The sequence below is a fragment of the Ensifer sp. Root558 genome (genome assembly GCF_001427045.1).
Classification (GTDB): Bacteria; Pseudomonadota; Alphaproteobacteria; order Rhizobiales; family Rhizobiaceae; genus Ensifer; species Ensifer adhaerens.
Window position 1 is genome coordinate 16208 of record NZ_LMGC01000004.1, and the last position, 18791, is coordinate 34998.

Below are 18791 nucleotides of genomic sequence, written 5' to 3' on the forward strand. Positions count from 1 at the left end.
CGGCGCACCGCGCCGCCGTCTCGAGAAATCTCAAGCCGGCGCCGACAGGCGGATCCCCTGGTCGGCGAAGTAGGCTTCGAGGGCTTCCGGCATCGCTCGGTCCGCAACCACCGCCACATAGCTGTCCGGACGCAACAGATAGGCAGCATCCCGCACCAGGCCGCCGGCAGCCTGTTGCTCGCCCCATGGGAAGACGTGAAGCGGCATGTGCTTGGCCGCGCACCAAGCTCTTATGTCGTTTTGCGCCTCGCCATAGACATGCACCTGCCAGGCGATGGCCGCCAGCGAAGCGTAATTGTCGAGGCCATTGATGCCTAGCCAGGGCAGCCGATCGCCACCCTGCACCCGGCCGCGCGCACTCCGGCTCAAGGGGCCGCCGCGATAGTTGAGCTGCGTCTGCGACAGGATGCGAAACAGGAATTCTCTGACACCGCCGACGCGGTAGGCGACACCAGCCAAGGCTGGGGCGACGTGGATGCGCAGGAAATCCGCGACGCTGCCTTCGGCCGTCACGAAGGTGAACAGCCGGTCGGTCGTTTCGACGAGCTGGCGGGCAAATGCGATCCGTTCGCCTTCATAGCTGGCGAGCAGGCGGTCCGGCGCCTGTCCCTTCAGCACCGCTGCAAGCTTCCAGGCCAGATTGATGGCGTCGCCGATGCCGGTGTTCATGCCCTGGCCGCCGACCGGACTATGCACATGCGCAGCGTCGCCGAGCAGAAACACGCGCCCGCGCCCGAAGCGATCGGCGACACGATGATGCACACGGTAGGTGGAGAACCAGTTGACCTTGTCGACGGTGAGGCGAAGGCTTTCGATGGCGCGATGGCTCACATCGGCGAAGGTGAGTGCGTCTGCATCCTCCCGCTTCTCCCGCACCAGACCGATGAGGCGGCCCCGCCCCTCGGCATAGGCGAGCAAGGCGACGAAATCACCGGTTTCGAGCGATATATGGGCTTCTCCATTCGCAGTCGCCCCACTCACTTCAACGTCAGCGACGTAAAAGGTCTGGTCGTAGGTTCCGCCGGCAAAATCGACCTCCAGTCCGTGCCGGACCGGCGAGCGCGCGCCGTCGCACCCGGCAAGATACTGCGCCGTGCAAACGTCCGAGCCACCATCGGGCAACTGCAAGCGAGCGCTCACCCCGGCGGCGTCATGCTCGAACTCGACAAGCTCGGTCTGCCGCTCGACCTTGACGCCCAAGGCCGCCAGTCGGGCCTCCAGCAGCCGCTCGTGATGATCCTGCGGATAGACAAGAACGAAGGGATAGGGCGTCATTTTCCCGCCGGTCGGACTGAAGGATATCCGCGCCTTGACCTTGCCCTTCGCCCAGAGGTTGACCGAAGGGTTGCGGTGACCCGCCTCGAGCACGGCATCGGCCAGATCGAGCTGCCGGTAAAGCTCAAGTGTTCGCGCATGCACGACCATCGCCCGCGATGTCGGGCCGGGACCAACGTTCTTGTCGATGATGCGGACCTTGACACCCTGGGCGGTCAGCCAGAGAGCCAGCACCAGGCCGGTCGGTCCCGCGCCGGCGATCAGCACATCCTGTTTCACCCTGCTCTCCCCGCTCGCTCTGTCGGCGGCCCGGTCGCATCGGGATTTGGGTTTCTCCGCCCACAACGGCAGCCTACGCGCAGGTGCCGGCAAATGCCAAGCAGCGCGGCGAATTCCGCCTTGTGTCTTGCCGACGGACACGGCTGCGGATCAGCCGCGTGCCCTCAAATTGGCGATCAACTGCTGCTGGCCGACGCGGATCACCTGCTCCATCGCAACCCGTGCACCTTCCTCGTTGCGCAGGCGGATCTGCTCGACGATGCGGATATGCGCGACCGCGACGCGGTCGATCTCGGCACCATCGGCGGCCGTGTTGCTCAATTGAAAGACACCCATCAGCGCCGCCTCGATCAGGCTGCCGACGGTCTGCATGAACGGATTGAGCGACGCTTCAAGCAGACGGAGATGGAATTCGAGATCGGCGCGCGCCAGCGTCTGCGCGCTATGGCCGGCATCGCCCATGGCAACGGCCAGCCGCATCATCTGGGAAATATCCGCGTCCGTGGCGCGGCGTGCCGCCAGTCCGGCCGCATAGGGCTCGAGCGCCAGACGGACCTCGCTGACATGGCGGAGAAACGCCTCATCGACGCCGGCCCGGAAATGCCAGGAAAGCACGTCGCCATCGAACAGGTTCCAGTTTGCCTGCGGCATCACGCGCGTGCCGATGCGGGCGCGGGCGACAATCAGCCCCTTGGCGGCAAGTGTCTTCATCGCCTCGCGCAGGACCGTGCGCGAAACGTTGAAGCGTGCCGCCAGCTCCACATCACCCGGCAGGATATCCCCGACAGCGAATTCCCCTCCGACCACCGCCTGGCCGAGTTCCTCGACGACGAGCCGGTGGCTCGTGCGCTTGCGCGGCTGATGGGGGGACGGCCACATCGCGCGACCCTTGCCTCACGCCCGCTGCTGGCGCTGGCGCGAAACGAAGATGATACCCTTCTGCAGCAGGATAAAAGCAAAGAGCAGAAGGCCGATCAGGATCTTCGTCCACCAGCTCGACAGCGATCCGTCAAAGGTGATGTAGGTCTGGATCAACCCTTGAATGAGGATGCCCACCAGCGTGCCGGCAACGAAGCCCGAACCACCGGTCAAAAGCGTGCCCCCGATGACGACCGCGGTGATGGCGTCGAGCTCGACGCCGACGGCGGCAAGGGAATAGCCGGCCGAGGTGTAGAGCGAAAAGACGATGCCGGACAATCCCGCAAGCAGGCCCGAGAGCGCATAGATGCGGATCGTCGTCGCCGCAACCGGCACGCCCATCAGTCGCGCCGTCGCCGTGCCGCCGCCGAGCGCATAGACATTGGTGCCGAAGCGTGTGCGGTGCGCGATCAGGATACCGATCGCGAAGACGAGCAACATCAGGCCGCCAATCAGGGTGATGCGCCCGCCGCCCGGCAGCTTGAAGTAGAGCGCCTTCAAGGTCGCGTAGAAGGGATGCTTGATCGGAATGCTGTCGATCGACAACACGAAGGCCATGCCCCGCGCCAAGAACATGCCCGCCAGCGTGACGATGAAGGGCGGCATTTCCAGATAGTGGATGATCGCCCCCATCGCGGCGCCGAAGAGCGTCGCGATCGCCAGAACCATCGCGAAGGCAATGAGCGGGTGGATGCTCGTGTGTTCCAGCACGACGGCGAGAAACACGCCGGTAAAGGCGATCACCGAGCCGATCGAAAGATCGATGCCGCCGGAGATGATGACGAAGGTCATGCCGACAGCGGCAATGCCGAGGAAGGCGTTGTCCGTCAGAAGGTTGCCGATGACACGCGTCGACAGCATGTTCGGATATTGCGCCACGCAAAGCGCGTAGCCGAGCAGGAAGATCACGAGCGTTGCCGTGAGCGGAAGATATTTCGGCTTCATTTTGCGGCTCGCTCGCTCGGGTTTCTCGCACCGCGCGCCGGCACGAGGAAGGCAAAGGCCGTGCGGAAGCGCGGCGACTGAAGCACCAGGATGAAGACGATGATCGCGGCCTTGATGATCAGGTTGAACTCTGGCGGGAAGCCGGAGAGAAGAATGCCGGTGTTGATCGCCTGGATGATGATCGCGCCGAGCACCGATGCGGCGATGCTGAAGCGGCCGCCGAGCAGCGACGTGCCGCCGACGACGACCGCAAGGATGGCATCGAGCTCCAGCCACAGACCGGCATTGTTGGCATCCGCACCGCGGATGTCAGCGGCGGCGATAATGCCGGCGATGGCAGCGCAGAGACCGGAAAGCACATAGGCGGCGATCAACAGCACAGGCGTCAGCACCCCGGACAGCGTGCTTGCCTGGCGATTGACACCGATCGCCTCGATCAGCATGCCGAGCGCCGTCCGCCTTACGAGCAGCGCAGTCAATATGCCGAATATCAACCAGATCACCACCGGCATCGGTAGGCCGGCAAAGGAACCGCTGCCGATGAAGACGAGGCCGGGGTCGTTGAAGGTCAGGATCGCCCCCTCGGTGATGAGCTGGGCGACGCCGCGACCGGCGACCATCAACACCAGCGTCGCGATGATCGGCTGGATGTCGAGCACCGCGACCAGCACCCCGTTCCAGAGACCGCAAAGGATACCGACGCCAAGCGTGATCAGCAGCGTCGCGGCGAGCGAGTGTCCCGACGTGATCGCCGCGGCGGCCGTTGCGCCGCAGATCGCCATGACCGCGCCAACCGAGAGGTCGATGCCCTTGGTGGCGATGACGACCGTCATGCCGATTGCCAAAAGCACCACCGGCGCGCCGCGATTGAGGATATCGATGAGGCTGCCATAGAGGCGGCCATTCTGGATCTGCAGGTTGAGGAAGCCGGGAAACACCAGTGATACCGCCGCGACGATTATGCCGAGCGCAATCAGCTGCGGCAGCAACCGGTTGAAATAGAGCCTGAGGAACGACGTCACGACGTCCTCCTTTCATTGGTTGCGGCGATCGCTTCGACGATCTCACTGGCTGTGATGCGGCTGCCGTCGAGTTCGGCGACATGGGCGCGATCGCGAAGCACGATGACCCGGGTGCTGTAAGCGACCAGTTCCTCGATCTCCGAGGAGACGACGATCAGGGACAGGCCCTTCTCGCGCAGCGCCTCGATCAGCTTGACGATTTCCGCATGGGCGCCGACATCGATGCCGCGCGTCGGCTCGTCGAGGATCAGGAATTCGGGCTCGGTCGCGAGCCAGCGCGCGAGGATCGCTTTCTGCTGGTTGCCGCCGGACAGAAGCTTGATCGGCTTCTCCCGATCGGCCGTGCGGATATCGAGCGCGCGGATATAGTGGTCCGCCAGCCGGTTCTGCTCCGCCCGCGAGATCGGCCGCGTCCAGCCTCGGCGGGCCTGCAGCGCCAGCACGATGTTTTCGCGCACCGAGAGATCGCCGATAATGCCCGAAGTCTTGCGATCCTCCGGGCAGAAGCCGAAGCGATGGCGAATGGCAGCGCGCGGCGACGAGAGATCGACCGCACGACCATCGATCTCGGCCCCGCCGCTGTCGGCGCGATGGGCGCCGAAGAGAAGCTCGGCGGTCTCCGTCCGTCCGGAGCCGAGCAGGCCGGCCATGCCGACCACTTCGCCGGCCCGGACATCGAGGTCGAAGGGTCGGACGCGCCCCTTGCGGCCGTAGTTTCGGAAGCGGTAGCGCAACGGCCCTTGCCGGACCTCAGCGCGCGGCGCGTGGATTTCCGCCGCCAGCTCACGCCCGATCATCATCGCAATCAGCTCGCGGCGATCGAGATTGGCGGTTTCACGCGTTCCGACGAGCTGCCCGTTCCTAAGCACGGTAATCCGGTCGGAAATCTCATAGACCTGTTCGAGGAAGTGGGTGACGAATACGATGCCGAGCCCGCGTGCCTTGAGGCGGCGGATAATGCGGAACAGCATCGCCACCTCATGCGCATCGAGGCTCGCCGTCGGCTCGTCGAGGATCAGCACCTTGCCGGAGAGATCGACGGCGCGGGCAATGGCGACCACCTGCTGGATCGCCACCGAATAGCTGGCGAGATCGCGGGTGACGTCGATGTCGAGTTCATAATCGGCAAGCAGATCCCGAGCCCGCCGATTCATGGCACGGGCGTCGACCATGCCGAAGCGGCGCGGCTGGCGCCCGAGGAAGAGGTTCTCGGCAACCGTCAGGTTCGGCAGCAGGTTGACCTCCTGATAGACCGTGCCGATGCCGAGCGCCTGGGCTTCGAAGGTGTCGCGCGGATCAACCTCGGCATCGTCGAGCAGGATGGCGCCGCCGTCGCGACGATAGGCGCCGGTCAGGCATTTGATCAGGGTCGACTTGCCGGCACCGTTTTCGCCAAGCAGCGCATGAACCTCTCCGCGCCTGAGGTGAAAATCGACCTTGTCGAGGGCTCTGGTCCCCGGAAAAGTCTTTTCGATCCGGATCGCCTGGAGAATGTGGTCATTGGTCTGCATCGATACCGTCTCCGCGATGCTGGTATCTACTGACGAGAAGCACAGCGCCTAGCTGCGGCAAGCTGTGCTCTTCAGACGGAAACTTGGGAAAGAGCGTGGCCCGCGCGAGAAGCAGCGCGGGCCACGGCCAACGTCAGTAGCCGAGGCCCTTCTTTTCCTCGTAGACCTTCAGCGGCTCGTCGGCTTGCGTGTAGAGCTTCGATTCCGTCTGGATCCACTTCGGCGGCGCGGTGCCGTCCTTCTGGAAGGCGGCAAGCGCATCGAATGCGGGACCGGCCATGTTCGGCGTCAGCTCGACCGTGGCATTGGCTTCGCCGGCTGCCATCGCCTGGAAGATGTCCGGAACGGCATCGATCGACACGACAAGGATGTCCTTGCCCGGCTTCAGGCCGGCTTCCTTGATTGCCTGGATGGCGCCGACGGCCATGTCGTCGTTGTGGGCGTAGAGCGCGCAGATGTTCTTGCCGCCGTCCTCAGCTTTGAGGAAGCTCTCCATGACTTCCTTGCCCTTGGTGCGGGTGAAGTCACCGGTCTGGCTGCGGATGATCTTCAGGTTGTCGTGGCCGGATAGCGCCTGTTCAAATCCCTTCTTGCGGTCGATCGCGGGCGAGGAGCCGGTCGTGCCCTGAAGCTCGACGACGTTGCAGGGCTTGCCCGCGGTCGTGTCGACCAACCATTTGCCGGCAACATTGCCCTCATGCACGAGGTCGGACGTGACGGCCGTCAGGTAAAGCTCATTCGACGAATCGACCGTGCGGTCGAGCAGGATGACCGGAATTTCCGCGTCCTTGGCTTCCTGCAGCACTTCGTCCCAGCCGGTTGCAACCACTGGCGCCACGAGGATGGCATTCACCCCTTGCGCGATGAAGGAGCGGATCGCCTTGATCTGGTTTTCCTGCTTCTGCTGTGCGTCAGCAAATTTGAGGTCGATGCCGCGCTGTTCGGCCTGCTGTTTGGTCAGTGTCGTCTCGGCGGCGCGCCAGCCGGACTCCGAGCCGATCTGCGAAAAGCCGACGACCAGATCGGCCGCGGATGCGCTGCCAAACGTGCAGGCAGCAAGGATCGTTGCACTCGCAAGTGCCTTGGCGATTTTCATGATTTCCTCCCAAAGAAAGCTGCCTCCACGCAGCCATCGAGAAAAAATCATATAATATTACTTTTGTAAACGGGCACATCTCGCCTGTCGTGCGCAACGTGCCTATTTTTTTGGAGAGGTTGGCGCGGCGGGCTGAAGCGCCAGCCCCCCAACTGCGAGTTTCAGAAAGCCGATGGCAGGCAAAACAGCCTGGCTGCTGCGCTCTAGGCTTTCGCCAGCAAGGTTCCGGCGGCGCTCGCGAGCATGACGAGGGCCACGCCGAAGATCTGGTTGAGGGAAAGCGCCTGACCCAGCACGATGAAGCCGGCAACCGCGCCGATCGCCGGCTCCAGGCTCATCAGGATGCCGAAGGCCGATGGCTGCATGCGCCGCAGCGCCATGAATTCGAGCGCATAAGGCAGCAGCGGCACCAGGATGGCAAGCCCGGCCGTCATCAAGAGCATGTCGAAGGAGAAGCCGGACTGCGCCTGAGACAGGCCGAACGGAGTCGCAAAGAGCGCGGCAAACAGCAGCGAAACAGCGAGCCCTTCCAGTCCCTTGAAGCGTTGGCCAGCCTGCTTCATCAGGATGATGTAGCCGGCCCAGCCGATCGCCGCACCGAAGGCGAACAGAAGCCCGCGCGTATCTGCGACCCAGGAGGAACCGTCCCAGGAGAGGCAGAGCACGCCGGCCGCAGCGATAACGGGACAAAGCAGGCGCCAGCCACGACCGCCGAAAACGGCAGCGACCGTCAGAGGACCGAGAAACTCGATCGCCACGGCAAGGCCGAGGGGAATGCGGGCGATCGCCGCGAAGAAGCAGAGCGTCATCACCGCCATCGTCGCGCCGAGCGAAAGCGCGGAAATCCATTGCGCCCGGGTGTAGCGGAGAAAAGGCGGGCGGACGAGGATGAGCAGGAAGGCGGCCGCCCAGGATAGCCGCAGCCAGGTTGCGCCAAAGGCTCCGACGCTTTCCATGGCGGGCTTCGAAAGGGCTGCGCCAAACTGCACGCTCGACATCGAGAGAAGGCAGAAGACGATGGCAAGTGTGACGCGCCCGTTGGTGTCATCCGTCGCACCCGGTTCGCTCCACGCGCTATCCGCTGTCGTCTCTGTTTCCGCCATGTCCGTTCTCCCCTTGGGCTTGAACAGACATAACAATCCCGGCACAATAAGGAACGCTAATAATTGTGATACCTTCATAAGGGATCGTTATATGCATGATCTGGATATCGCCCTTTTGCGCGCCTTCGTCGTGACCGCCGAATGCGGCAGCGTCAGCGGCGCTGCGCAGCGGCTGGCCAGGACGCAAGCGGCCGTCAGCATGCAGTTGCGCCGGCTGGAGGACGATCTCGGCGCCAAGCTCCTGAACCGCAATGCAAGGGGCATGGACCTGACCGAAGCCGGGCATGTGCTGCTGCCCTATGCCCAGAAGATGTTGGGCCTGAGCGCCGGCGCCCGGCGGGCGCTTGCCGGGCAGGCCGTCCAGGGACCGATCCGCTTCGGCATGATCGAGGATATCGCGGTCGGCTCGCTACCAAAAGCGTTGCAACGGTTTGCCGAATGCCATCCGAATGTCGCGCTCGAACTGACGGTGACCGAAAGCACCGTGTTGTCGGAGAGGCTCTCGCAGGGCCGGCTCGATGTCGCGATCGGCGATCCGGCGCTGATCCGCGGCGAGGCGATCCTTACCTGGCGACTGCCGCTCCGATGGGTCGCGGCGCGCGGTTTCGAGGTGCCGGCGGAAGGGCCTCTGCCACTCATCACCTTCGACGGCGTCTGCACCTGGCGGCAGAAGATGATCGAGGCGCTGAAGGGCGGGGATCGCCCCTGGCGCACGGTGCTGACGAGCGCCAGCCTGTCTTCCATCCAGTCGATGATCGAGGCGGGCCTCGGCATAGCCGTTCTCCTCGATCTCAACATCCGTCCCAACACGATGCGGGTTCTCGGCGGTGAAGAGGGTCTGCCCCCTGCCCCGGTGATCGAGCTGGGGCTTTTCGCCGCCGACGATCAGGGTCTGGCGTCCCGCCCGGTCTCGGCTCTTTGGGCGTTTCTTTCCGACGAACTGCAAGCGCAGGCCTTGGCAATCGGCCGCGCCGCGTGACCACGCGCGGTTGCGCCCCGTTCCATGAACGAAATAAGACGCCCAGCGATTGAAAAAGCCCAGGCAAAATTTTACTAAATAAAAATTGCGCCGCGCCCGAAAGGAGGGCCGCGGCGGTGGGCAGGACGTTGGACATGGTAACAATCAAGGAAATCGCTTCGGCTGTCGGCGTCTCCTCGGCGACTGTTTCTCGGGTGCTGAATTACGATCCGACCCTCTCGATCTCCACCAAGAAGCGACAGGCGATCATCGAAACGGCCGAGGCGCTGAATTACGCCACCCCGCGCAACCGCGGCCGCGGCGCCGGGGCAATGCAGGGCCTGAAATTCGCGCTGGTGCATTTCCTTCAGCCCGCCCAGGAACTGATCGACCCCTATTATGTCGGCGTCCGGCTCGGCATCGAAAACCGCTGTCAGGCGCTGAAGATCGAGGTGGTCAAGGTCTTCCACAACGGCAACCTGCCGGAGGCCGCGATCCTGCAGGGCGCCAGCGGCGTCGTCGCCGTCGGCCACCATTATGGCGAAGAGGTCCATTGGCTGCGCCGGCACAGCCGCCATCTGGTCTTTGCGGACTTTGCCCCCGACGATGACGTCGACGACAGCGTGATGAGCGACGTCTCGATCGCGATGAACCGCCTGCTCGACGGCGTTTACGGCATGGGCTACCGCCGCATCGGCTTTCTCGGCTGGATCGACGCTTTCAGAGACAAGGACGACATCCATTCGGAGCGTCGCTGCCGCGCCTTCATACAATGGATGACGAAGGCCGGCCTCTACGATCCCGAACTCTGCATGGTCGAAAAGCTGACGCCCGATAGCGGCTATACGCTCGCCAAGGCGATGCTGTCGAAGCCCAATCCGCCCAAGATCCTCGTCACCTGCAACGACAATATGGCGATCGGCGCTTACCGCGCGATTCACGAAATGGGCCTGCGGATCCCGGATGATGTTGCCGTGGCGAGTTTCAACGACATTCCTGTCGCCCAGTTTCTCGGGCCGCCGCTTTCGACGGTGAAGATCCCCGCCGAAGTGATCGGCGAGACCGCCGTTGACCTCCTGGTCGAGCGGCTGACCGGGCGAGACGTGGCCAAGAAGGTGATCCTCGGAACCGAGATGGTCTGGCGCGGCAGCACGATGGCGAGAGCCGCCGCTCCCGGTGCGTAAAACGGTCGGTAAAAAACGCGTGGTAAAAATTTACTGAAATATTGCCTTCTTCAGAATTTTGCGAAATACTCCGCGCCGAGACTAGGAGGAACGTCTCGGGGAACGAATTTCGAGGGAGGAGAAACTATGGACACGCGTACCTATCTGCCGCGCTTTGCCGCCATCGCGCTTGCAGGCGCCAGCTTCTTGGCCGTCACGGCCGCCGAGGCCAAGGAAATCACCATCTGGTGCTGGGATCCGAACTTCAACGTCGCGATCATGAAGGAGGCCGGCGGGCGCTACACCAAGACGCACCCGGACGTGACCTTCAACATTGTCGATTTCGCCAAGGCCGACGTCGAGCAGAAACTGCAGACCGGCCTCTCGTCCGGCACCGCAGACGCCCTGCCGGATATCGTTCTCATCGAGGACTACGGCGCGCAGAAATATCTGCAGTCCTTCCCCGGCGCCTTCGCGCCGCTCTCCGGCACCGTCGATTACTCCGGCTTCGCTCCCTACAAGGTCGAGCTGATGACGCTGGATGGCCAAGTCTACGGCATGCCGTTCGATTCCGGCGTCACCGGTCTCTACTACCGCAAGGACTATCTGGAGCAGGCCGGCTTCAAGCCGGAGGACATGCAAGGCATCACCTGGGATCGCTTCATCGAGATCGGAAAGCAGGTCGAAGCCAAGACCGGCAAGAAAATGATGGGTCTCGACCCGACCGACGCCGGGCTCGTGCGCATCATCATGCAATCGGCCGGGCAATGGTATTTCGACAAGGAAGGCAAGACGAACATCACCGGCAACGCGGCGCTGAAGGCGTCGCTTGAGACGGTCGGCAAGATCATGGCCGCCAACATCTACAAGCCCGCCGCCGGCTGGGCCGACTGGGTCGGCACCTTCACGTCCGGCGATGTCGCCACCGTCATCACCGGCGTCTGGATCACCGGCACCGTCAAGGCGCAGCCGGACCAGTCGGGCAAATGGGGCGTGGCGCCGATCCCGGCGCTTTCGATCGACGGCGCGACGCACGCCTCGAACCTCGGCGGCTCGAGCTGGTACGTGCTTGAAAGCTCAGCCGAGAAGGCCGAAGCGATCGACTTCCTGAACGAGGTCTACGCCAAGGACGTCGACTTCTACCAGACGATCCTTACGGACCGCGGCGCCGTCGGCTCACTGCTCGCTGCCCGCGGCGGGGCCGCCTATGGCGAGGCCGATGCCTTCTTCGGTGGCGAAAAGGTCTGGCAGAACTTCTCCGACTGGCTCGCGAAGGTCCCCTCGGTCAACTACGGCGTCTTCACCAACGAGGCGGACACGGCCGTTACCGCACAGCTTCCGGCACTGCAGCAGGGAACGCCCGTCGACGACATCCTGAAGGCGATCGACGCCGAGGTCAGCGCACAGGTCCAGTAATCGCCGCGGCGATTATCTGCATTGCTCCTGGCCGCGGTAAACACGCCGCGGCCAACGGCTCCTGCTATCCATGGGGATGATGATGGCTCTCGCGCGTCGCGGCGGCATCGGCCGATATTACAACGTCAATGGCTGGCTCTTCGTCGCGCCGGCACTCGGGCTGATCGCCCTTTTCATGATCTATCCGATCGTCTGGTCGCTGTGGATGTCGTTCCAGTCCGGCCGCGGCATGATGCTGAAATTCGCCGGCTTTTCGAACATCGTCCGCCTCTGGAACGATCCGGTCTTCATCAAGGCACTGACGAACACGCTGACCTATTTCGTCGTGCAGGTGCCGATCATGATCCTGCTGGCGCTGATCCTTGCGTCGCTGCTCAACAATCCGAAACTCGTCGGCCGCGGCTTCTTCCGCACCGCCATCTTCCTGCCCTGCGTCACCTCGCTGGTTGCTTATTCGGTGCTGTTCAAAGGCATGTTCGCGCTCGACGGGATCGTCAACTCGACGCTCGAGGCGATCGGCCTCATCGCCTCGCCGATCCCGTGGCTGACCCATCCCTTCTGGGCGAAGGTGCTCGTCATCCTCGCCATCACCTGGCGCTGGACCGGCTACAACATGATCTTCTATCTCGCGGCGATGCAGAACATCGACAAGTCGATCTACGAGGTCGCGCGGATAGACGGCGTGCCTGCCTGGGCGCGTTTCACCCACATCACTATCCCGCTGTTGAAGCCCGTCATTCTGTTCACGACGATCATCTCGACGATCGGCACGATCCAGCTCTTCGACGAGGTCTATAACCTCACCGAAGGCAAGGGCGGACCGTCCAACGCCACGCTGACCCTGTCGCTCTATATCTACAACCTGACCTTCCGCTTCATGCCGAATTTCGGCTACGCGGCGACGGTCTCTTATGTGATCGTGGTGCTCGTCGCCCTGCTCGCCTGCCTGCAATTCTTCGCGGCACGGGAGCGCGACCGATGAACAACGGAACCACACGTATCGTCGGCACCATCGTCACCTACGGCTTCGTCGGGCTGATGGCCTTTCTCTCGATCTTTCCCTTCGTCTGGATGCTGCTCGGCGCGACCAATTCTTCGATCGACATCATCAAGGGCAGGATGATGCCGGGCAGCGCGCTTGCCACCAACATCGCCACTTTCTTCACCCAGGTGAACGCACCGCTGGTCTTCTGGAATTCGGCCAAGATCGCCATTCTCGCGACGGTGCTGACGCTCGCCGTGTCGTCGTTGGCTGGCTACGGCTTCGAGATGTTCCGCTCGCGCCACCGCGATAGGATCTACAGCGCCCTTCTGTTGACGATGATGATCCCGTTTGCCGCGCTGATGATTCCGCTGTTCATCATGATGGGCAAGGCGGGGCTGATCAACACGCACCTCGCTGTCGTGCTGCCGACCATCGGCTCTGCCTTCGTCGTCTTCTATTTCCGCCAGACCACCAAGGCCTTCCCGTCGGAACTGCGGGACGCCGCCAAGGTCGACGGGCTCAAGGAATGGCAGATCTTCCTGTTCATCTATGTGCCGGTCATGCGCTCGACCTATGCGGCGGCCTTCATCATCGTCTTCATGACGGCGTGGAACAACTATCTCTGGCCGCTGATCGTGCTGCAGTCGAACGAGCAGAAGACGATCACGCTGGTCATCTCCTCGCTCGCTTCCGCCTACTACCCCGACTACGGCGTCGTCATGGTCGGCACCATTCTCGCGACACTTCCCACCCTCGCCGTCTTCTTCTTCATGCAACGCCAATTCGTCCAGGGAATGCTGGGCTCAGTCAAATAGGAATGATCATGCGTTCTGTTACCTCTTTCAACGATACCTGGACTTTCTCCGAAGGCTTCGATGCGGCAAGCGCTGGCCGGCTGCAGGCAGGCAAATCGGTCAGCCTGCCGCACAATGCGGTGGAATTGCCGTTCAACTATTTCGACGAGGCATCCTATCAGCGCGCCTTCACCTATCAGAAGGTGCTTACCTGGCGTCGCGAGTTCCACGGCCGCGACGTCTCGCTCGTGTTCGACGCCGCCATGGCCGACGCCGTCGTCTATCTCAACGGCGAGGAGATCATCGCCCACAAGGACGGTTACACGCCCTTTGAAGCAAGACTGACGGATAAGCTGCGGGAAGGCGACAACCTGATCACGGTCAAGATCGACGGCAGCGAAAACCCTGAGATCCCGCCCTTCGGCGGCCGCATCGACTATCTCACCTATGCCGGCATCTATCGCGACGTCTGGCTGAAGGTCACCGATGCCGTTTCGATCGCCAATCTCAAGATCGAACCCCGCGATGCGCTCAGCGATGCCAAGTCCGTCTCGATCCGCTGCGATCTCGGCAATCCGCAAGGCGTCAACTTTGCCGGCACGGTCACGGCACTCCTCAAGGACGCGAACGGCAAGGTGCTGGCGGAAGCAGCCGGTGAAAGCCGCGGCGAGAGCGTCACCCTTGAGATCACGGGTCTGAGGGGCCTCTCGCTCTGGGATATCGACAGCCCCGTTCTCTATGAAGTGGAAGCGCAGCTGCGCAGCGATCGCGGCAGCGACCGGCTGTCGTCACGCTTCGGCTTCCGCACCGCCGAGTTCACCACGGATGGTTTCAAGCTCAACGGACGGCCGCTGAAAATCCGCGGCCTCAACCGCCATCAGGCTTTCCCCTATGTCGGCTACGCCATGGGCCGCACGGCGCAGGAGCGCGATGCCGAGATCCTGAAGAACACGCTGCATTGCAACCTCGTGCGCACCTCGCATTATCCGCAATCCAAGTGGTTCCTCGACCATTGCGACCGCATCGGCCTGCTCGTCTTCGAGGAAATCCCCGGCTGGCAGCATATCGGCGGCGAGGGCTGGAAACAGGAGGCGATCCAAAACGTCCGCCGCATGATCGAGCGCGACTGGAACCACCCGTCGATCATCATCTGGGGCGTGCGCATCAACGAATCCCAGGACTCGCATGATTTCTACGTCGAGACCAACCGGCTCGCACGCGAACTCGACCCCACGCGCCAGACCGGCGGCGTGCGCTACATTACCGACAGCGAATACCTCGAAGACGTCTACACCATGAACGACTTTATCCTCGGCAACGAGGAACTGCCGGGCGCAAACCGCCCGCGCACGGCGCTACGTCCGCAGCAGGAATGCACCGGGCTCACCCGCAAGGTGCCCTATCTCATCACCGAATTCGGCGGCCACATGTTTCCGACGAAGATCTACGACCAGGAGCAACGGCAGGCAGAGCATGTGCGCCGGCACCTGGAAGTGCTGAACGCGGCCTATGGCGACCCAAGCATTTCAGGCGCCGTCGGCTGGTGCATGTTCGACTACAACACCCACAAGGACTTCGGCTCCGGCGACCGGATCTGCTATCACGGTGTCATGGACATGTTCCGCCAGCCGAAATTCGCGGCTTATGTCTATGCCAGCCAATGCGAACCGTCGGAGGGCGTGGTGATGAAGCCGGTCACCTTCTGGGCACGCGGCGAGCGTAACATCGGCGGCGTGCTGCCCTTGATCGTGCTCACCAACTGCGACGAGGTCGAGCTGAAATACGGATCGCTCGTCAAGCGCGTCGGCCCCGACCGCGAGAACTTCCCGCATCTGCCGCACCCGCCCGTCGTCATCGACCATCGCCACTTCACCAAGGACGAACTCGGCGTCTGGGGCATGAAGTGGGATGACGCAGCCTTCACCGGCTTTATCGACGGCGAGCCCGCCGCCAACCTCCGCATGGTCGCCGATCCGGTTCCGACGGCGCTGGAAGTCGTCCCCGACAGCACGGCGCTTCGGGCCGAAGGGCGCGACAGCGTGCGGGTGATCGTGCGCGCGCTCGATCAGGCCGGCAACATCCTGCCCTTCCTCAATGACGCGGTCGACGTGACAGTCACCGGCCCTGCCCGCCTGCTCGGCCCCGATCGCCTGATCTTCCAGGGCGGTTCGACCGGCTTCTGGCTGGAAACGACGGGTGCTGCCGGCGGCATCGCCGTCGCGGTGACCTCGACGCGGCTTGGAACCGTGAGGCTGGAGCTTTCGGCAGTGTCGGACGAGGCGGCGGCTGCATGAGCGAACTCCAACTTAAGCACGTCAGAAAGTCCTATGGCAACTTCGAGGTCATCAAGGGTGTAGATCTCGACATCAAGACCGGTGAGTTCGTCGTCTTCGTCGGGCCATCCGGCTGCGGCAAGTCGACCCTGCTTCGGATGATCGCCGGACTGGAGGAGATCACGTCAGGTGATCTCACGATCGGCGGCGAGCGCATGAACGATGTCGATCCGTCGAAACGCGGCATTGCCATGGTGTTCCAGTCCTATGCGCTCTATCCGCATATGACAGTACGGGAGAACATGGGTTTCGCGCTGCGATTTGCCGGCGTGCCGAAGGCCGAGATCGCACAACGCGTCGGCGAAGCCGCGAACATCCTGGAACTCGGGCCGCTGCTCGACCGCAAGCCGAAACAGCTTTCGGGCGGCCAGCGCCAGCGCGTGGCGATCGGCCGGGCGATCGTGCGGCACCCGAAGATCTTTCTCTTCGACGAGCCGCTCTCGAACCTCGATGCGGAACTGCGCGTGCACATGCGTATCGAGATCGCCAGGCTGCACAGGAAGCTTGCGACGACAATCATCTACGTCACCCACGATCAGGTCGAGGCGATGACGCTTGCCGACAAGATCGTCGTCATGCGCGGCGGCGTGGTCGAGCAGGTCGGCTCGCCGCTCGACCTCTACGACGATCCGGCCAATCTCTTCGTCGCCGGTTTCATCGGTTCGCCGAAGATGAACTTTTTGAAGGGGATCGTCGAAACAAACGCGGGCGGGGAGAAACATGTCCGCCTGGTGGATTTCGGCAATGCGACGCTGCCGATTGCGGTCAAGGGCGTAACGCCCGGCAGCACCGTGACCATCGGCATTCGCCCCGAGCATTTCGGCGACAGCGGCTCGGCGAGCCTCGATTTGACGATCGACATGCTGGAGCATCTGGGCGGCGAGACCTTTGCCTATGCCCGGCACGGCGACGGCGAACTGATCATCATCGAAACAAAAAACGGCCGCGGCCTGACGTCCGGCGACAGCATCGCCGCCCGTTTCGAGCCCACAGCCGCTCTGGTGTTCGACGCAGACGGCGGGCGCCTGCGCTAGAAGCTATCCACCATAGGGGGGCGGCGCCACCTGCGAAGATGGCGCTGTTCGTCGTTGTCACGGGAACATGCCCTTCGGTGTCTCACCCTTCAGAAAGGGCTCGATGAAAGCCTCCAACAGTTCCGTCTGGTTGATGACGGCGGTGTGCGACGTCGCCGGCAGGATCGCGAGCCGCGAAGGCGACAGCGGCTTTCCCATGTCGCCCATGGCGCCGCCACCGAGCAGGCGGAACAGTGCCACCGTGTGCTCCAACGTCGCCACATCGGCATCGCCGGCGATGACGAGAACCGGGGTCTTCAGTGCCTTGACATCCGGCTCCCAGGCCATCGGTTCTTTTTCGAGCTGGATCAGCTTCTTGACCAGATCGGGAAACCCATCCGGATTGGCGGCGAGCTTGCGGTAGTCTTCGGCAAAGGGCATGCCGACGAACATCTCGACAGTCATCTGCGGGATGAATGCTTTGAATTCCGGCTGCCAGCCCTCGGCATCGTAGCCGACGGACGCGGCGGCTAGCTTGTTCACCTTGTCCGGATGGCGGATTGCCAGCTGCAGGCCGGCAGCCGCACCCATCGAGTAGCCGAAGACATCGGCCTTCTCCAGCTTCACCGCATCCATGAAGGCGGCGACGTCGTCGGCCAGGTTCGGATAGGTGATCGGGCGATCGATATCGGTGGTGCGGCCATGGCCCTGGAACTCGATTGCATAGACCTTGTGGGTCTCGGCCAGCTTCGGGATGATCGCACCCATCGAGGGAATGTTCATGTAGGCGCCGTGTAGCACGACCAGCGGCTCGCCCTCGCCCGAGACCTCGTAATACATCTTCATGCCGTTGACTTCGACGGTCTCAGCCTCGGCAAAGGCAGTGCCGGACATGAGCAGGGCGCCAGCGATCAAAGCGGTACGAAACATTCTCAATCTCCTTGTTGTCAGCGCGGTTGAGCACCGCCTTCGAGATTAAGACGCATGACGTCGTCATCTCCCGACATCGACAGCCAAGAAAATTTCGCGCATTCGTTGCGGTGCCCAGCAAACGCGTCGCGCCTTGGTCCGCCTGCGCTTCAGCCTGACGGGTTGAGGCTCACCCGCAGGGGCGCGAACTGCGATACGGCAAAATCCATGAGCTTTCGCACCCGGGGCAATTCACGTAATTCCGGGTGAACACCGAGCTTCAGCGGCAGAACCGGCGCGGCAACGCCGAGGTCAAGGGCCACAAGGCCATTCCGGTCGGCGGCGATAAAGTGCGGCAGCGGGGCAAGTGCCTGTCCGGTCTCAACCGCACTCAATTGCGAGCGGATCGAATTCGTGCGCAGCAGCACTCTCGCCTCCGGCAAAAGATCTTTCAGCCAGGTCGAGAGCGATACCCGCACAGGCACCTCCACCAGCTCGACAATCGTCTGGTTCCTGCCTTCGCCCGCAACATCCGGATGGCCGAAACGATCAAGGTAGGCCTCTGTTGCAAACAGGCCGTAGGCGACATCGGCAACCTTGCGCTCGACGATATCGTTTTGGTCGAAACTGCCGAAACGCAAGGCGATGTCCGCGTCCCGTCGCGACAGGTTGAAGCGCCGGCCATCGTTCAAAAGGTGAATGCTGACGCCGGGATGCATTGCTGCAAACTTGGTCAGGATCGGCGCCAGGAGGTAGTCTCCGATCCAGTCGAGGCTGGTCACGGTGATGGTGCCTTCAAGTGCGTCGTCCTGCACCGCAAGGCGCCGCTCCACCGCAAGCGCGTTCGCCTCCATGTGCTCGAGCGCAGAAAGGATGGAGAGGCACACGGCGGTCGGCACGAGGCCGCCCGGTTGCCGCTCGAACAGCGTTTTGCGCGTCTTCTGCTCAAAAGCCTCGAGGCGACGGCTGAGCGTCGGTTGCGTGGTGCCCATCGCACGGGCCGCTGCACTCAGCGAGCCGTGGCGGACCAAGTGCTGAACAAGATGGAGTTCTTCCCAGTCCACAGGCACC

Annotated in this window: 16 protein-coding genes; 7 read left to right on the forward strand and 9 right to left on the reverse strand. The window is 62.9% G+C overall.

What is annotated here, in order from left to right; genetic code table 11:
- Positions 1-30: 30 nt before the first annotated feature.
- The 7 genes from ASD63_RS07860 to ASD63_RS07890 form a co-directional block, all read right to left on the reverse strand.
- Positions 31-1554: an FAD-dependent monooxygenase gene (locus ASD63_RS07860; RefSeq protein ID WP_060528941.1), complete on the reverse strand. Its 1524-nt coding sequence runs from the start codon at positions 1552-1554 to the stop codon at positions 31-33.
- 150 nt (positions 1555-1704) lie between these two features.
- Complete coding sequence (locus tag ASD63_RS07865) at positions 1705-2433, reverse strand: FadR/GntR family transcriptional regulator (RefSeq protein ID WP_060528942.1); 729 nt, start codon at positions 2431-2433, stop codon at positions 1705-1707.
- Between the two features lie 15 nt (positions 2434-2448).
- Positions 2449-3417 carry a galactofuranose ABC transporter, permease protein YjfF gene (gene yjfF / locus ASD63_RS07870; protein WP_034789588.1) on the reverse strand — a complete coding sequence of 323 codons (969 nt, stop codon included), beginning with the start codon at positions 3415-3417 and terminating at the stop codon, positions 2449-2451.
- Positions 3414-4439, reverse strand: coding sequence for an ABC transporter permease (locus ASD63_RS07875; RefSeq protein WP_060519347.1), 1026 nt, complete (start codon positions 4437-4439; stop codon positions 3414-3416). The genes yjfF and ASD63_RS07875 overlap by 4 nt, the downstream gene beginning before the upstream one ends.
- A complete protein-coding gene (gene ytfR / locus ASD63_RS07880) occupies positions 4436-5950 on the reverse strand; it encodes a galactofuranose ABC transporter, ATP-binding protein YtfR (RefSeq protein ID WP_060528943.1) in 1515 nt (504 codons plus the stop codon). Before ytfR ends, ASD63_RS07875 begins: the two co-directional genes overlap by 4 nt.
- A 133-nt stretch (positions 5951-6083) precedes the next feature.
- Positions 6084-7046 (reverse strand): galactofuranose ABC transporter, galactofuranose-binding protein YtfQ, encoded by a 963-nt coding sequence (gene ytfQ / locus ASD63_RS07885; protein WP_034789595.1) that lies wholly within the window; start codon positions 7044-7046, stop codon positions 6084-6086.
- A gap of 203 nt (positions 7047-7249) precedes the next feature.
- Positions 7250-8149, reverse strand: a complete 900-nt coding sequence (locus ASD63_RS07890; RefSeq protein WP_034789599.1) for an EamA family transporter — start codon at positions 8147-8149, stop codon at positions 7250-7252.
- Positions 8150-8240: 91 nt separating this feature from the next.
- Here ASD63_RS07890 and ASD63_RS07895 point away from each other — a divergent pair, with 91 nt between their 5' ends.
- The 7 genes from ASD63_RS07895 to ugpC all read left to right on the forward strand — a co-directional run bounded on the left by ASD63_RS07895 (position 8241) and on the right by ugpC (position 16832).
- Positions 8241-9128 (forward strand): LysR substrate-binding domain-containing protein, encoded by an 888-nt coding sequence (locus ASD63_RS07895; protein WP_060528944.1) that lies wholly within the window; start codon positions 8241-8243, stop codon positions 9126-9128.
- A 134-nt stretch (positions 9129-9262) separates the two neighbouring features.
- Positions 9263-10291 carry a LacI family DNA-binding transcriptional regulator gene (locus tag ASD63_RS07900; protein WP_034789603.1) on the forward strand — a complete coding sequence of 343 codons (1029 nt, stop codon included), beginning with the start codon at positions 9263-9265 and terminating at the stop codon, positions 10289-10291.
- Between the two features lie 126 nt (positions 10292-10417).
- Complete coding sequence (locus ASD63_RS07905; RefSeq protein ID WP_060519337.1) at positions 10418-11686, forward strand: extracellular solute-binding protein; 1269 nt, start codon at positions 10418-10420, stop codon at positions 11684-11686.
- An 82-nt stretch (positions 11687-11768) separates the two neighbouring features.
- Positions 11769-12668: a sugar ABC transporter permease gene (locus ASD63_RS07910; RefSeq protein WP_060519380.1), complete on the forward strand. Its 900-nt coding sequence runs from the start codon at positions 11769-11771 to the stop codon at positions 12666-12668.
- Positions 12665-13486, forward strand: a complete 822-nt coding sequence (locus ASD63_RS07915) for a carbohydrate ABC transporter permease (protein WP_051659165.1) — start codon at positions 12665-12667, stop codon at positions 13484-13486. Before ASD63_RS07910 ends, ASD63_RS07915 begins: the two co-directional genes overlap by 4 nt.
- A gap of 8 nt (positions 13487-13494) precedes the next feature.
- Entirely contained in the window at positions 13495-15759 is a 2265-nt protein-coding gene (locus ASD63_RS07920; RefSeq protein WP_060529017.1) for a glycoside hydrolase family 2 TIM barrel-domain containing protein, read from the forward strand.
- Positions 15756-16832, forward strand: coding sequence for a sn-glycerol-3-phosphate ABC transporter ATP-binding protein UgpC (gene ugpC / locus ASD63_RS07925; protein ID WP_060528945.1), 1077 nt, complete (start codon positions 15756-15758; stop codon positions 16830-16832). Before ASD63_RS07920 ends, ugpC begins: the two co-directional genes overlap by 4 nt.
- Positions 16833-16889: 57 nt before the next feature.
- On the opposite strand, the gene ASD63_RS07930 is transcribed toward ugpC, so the two are convergent.
- Positions 16890-17741: an alpha/beta hydrolase gene (locus tag ASD63_RS07930; protein WP_060519334.1), complete on the reverse strand. Its 852-nt coding sequence runs from the start codon at positions 17739-17741 to the stop codon at positions 16890-16892.
- Positions 17742-17890: 149 nt separating this feature from the next.
- The gene (locus ASD63_RS07935) at positions 17891-18790 is read right to left on the reverse strand and encodes a LysR family transcriptional regulator (RefSeq protein ID WP_082572803.1); all 900 of its coding nucleotides are present in this window, start codon (positions 18788-18790) and stop codon (positions 17891-17893) included.
- Position 18791 lies beyond the last annotated feature (1 nt).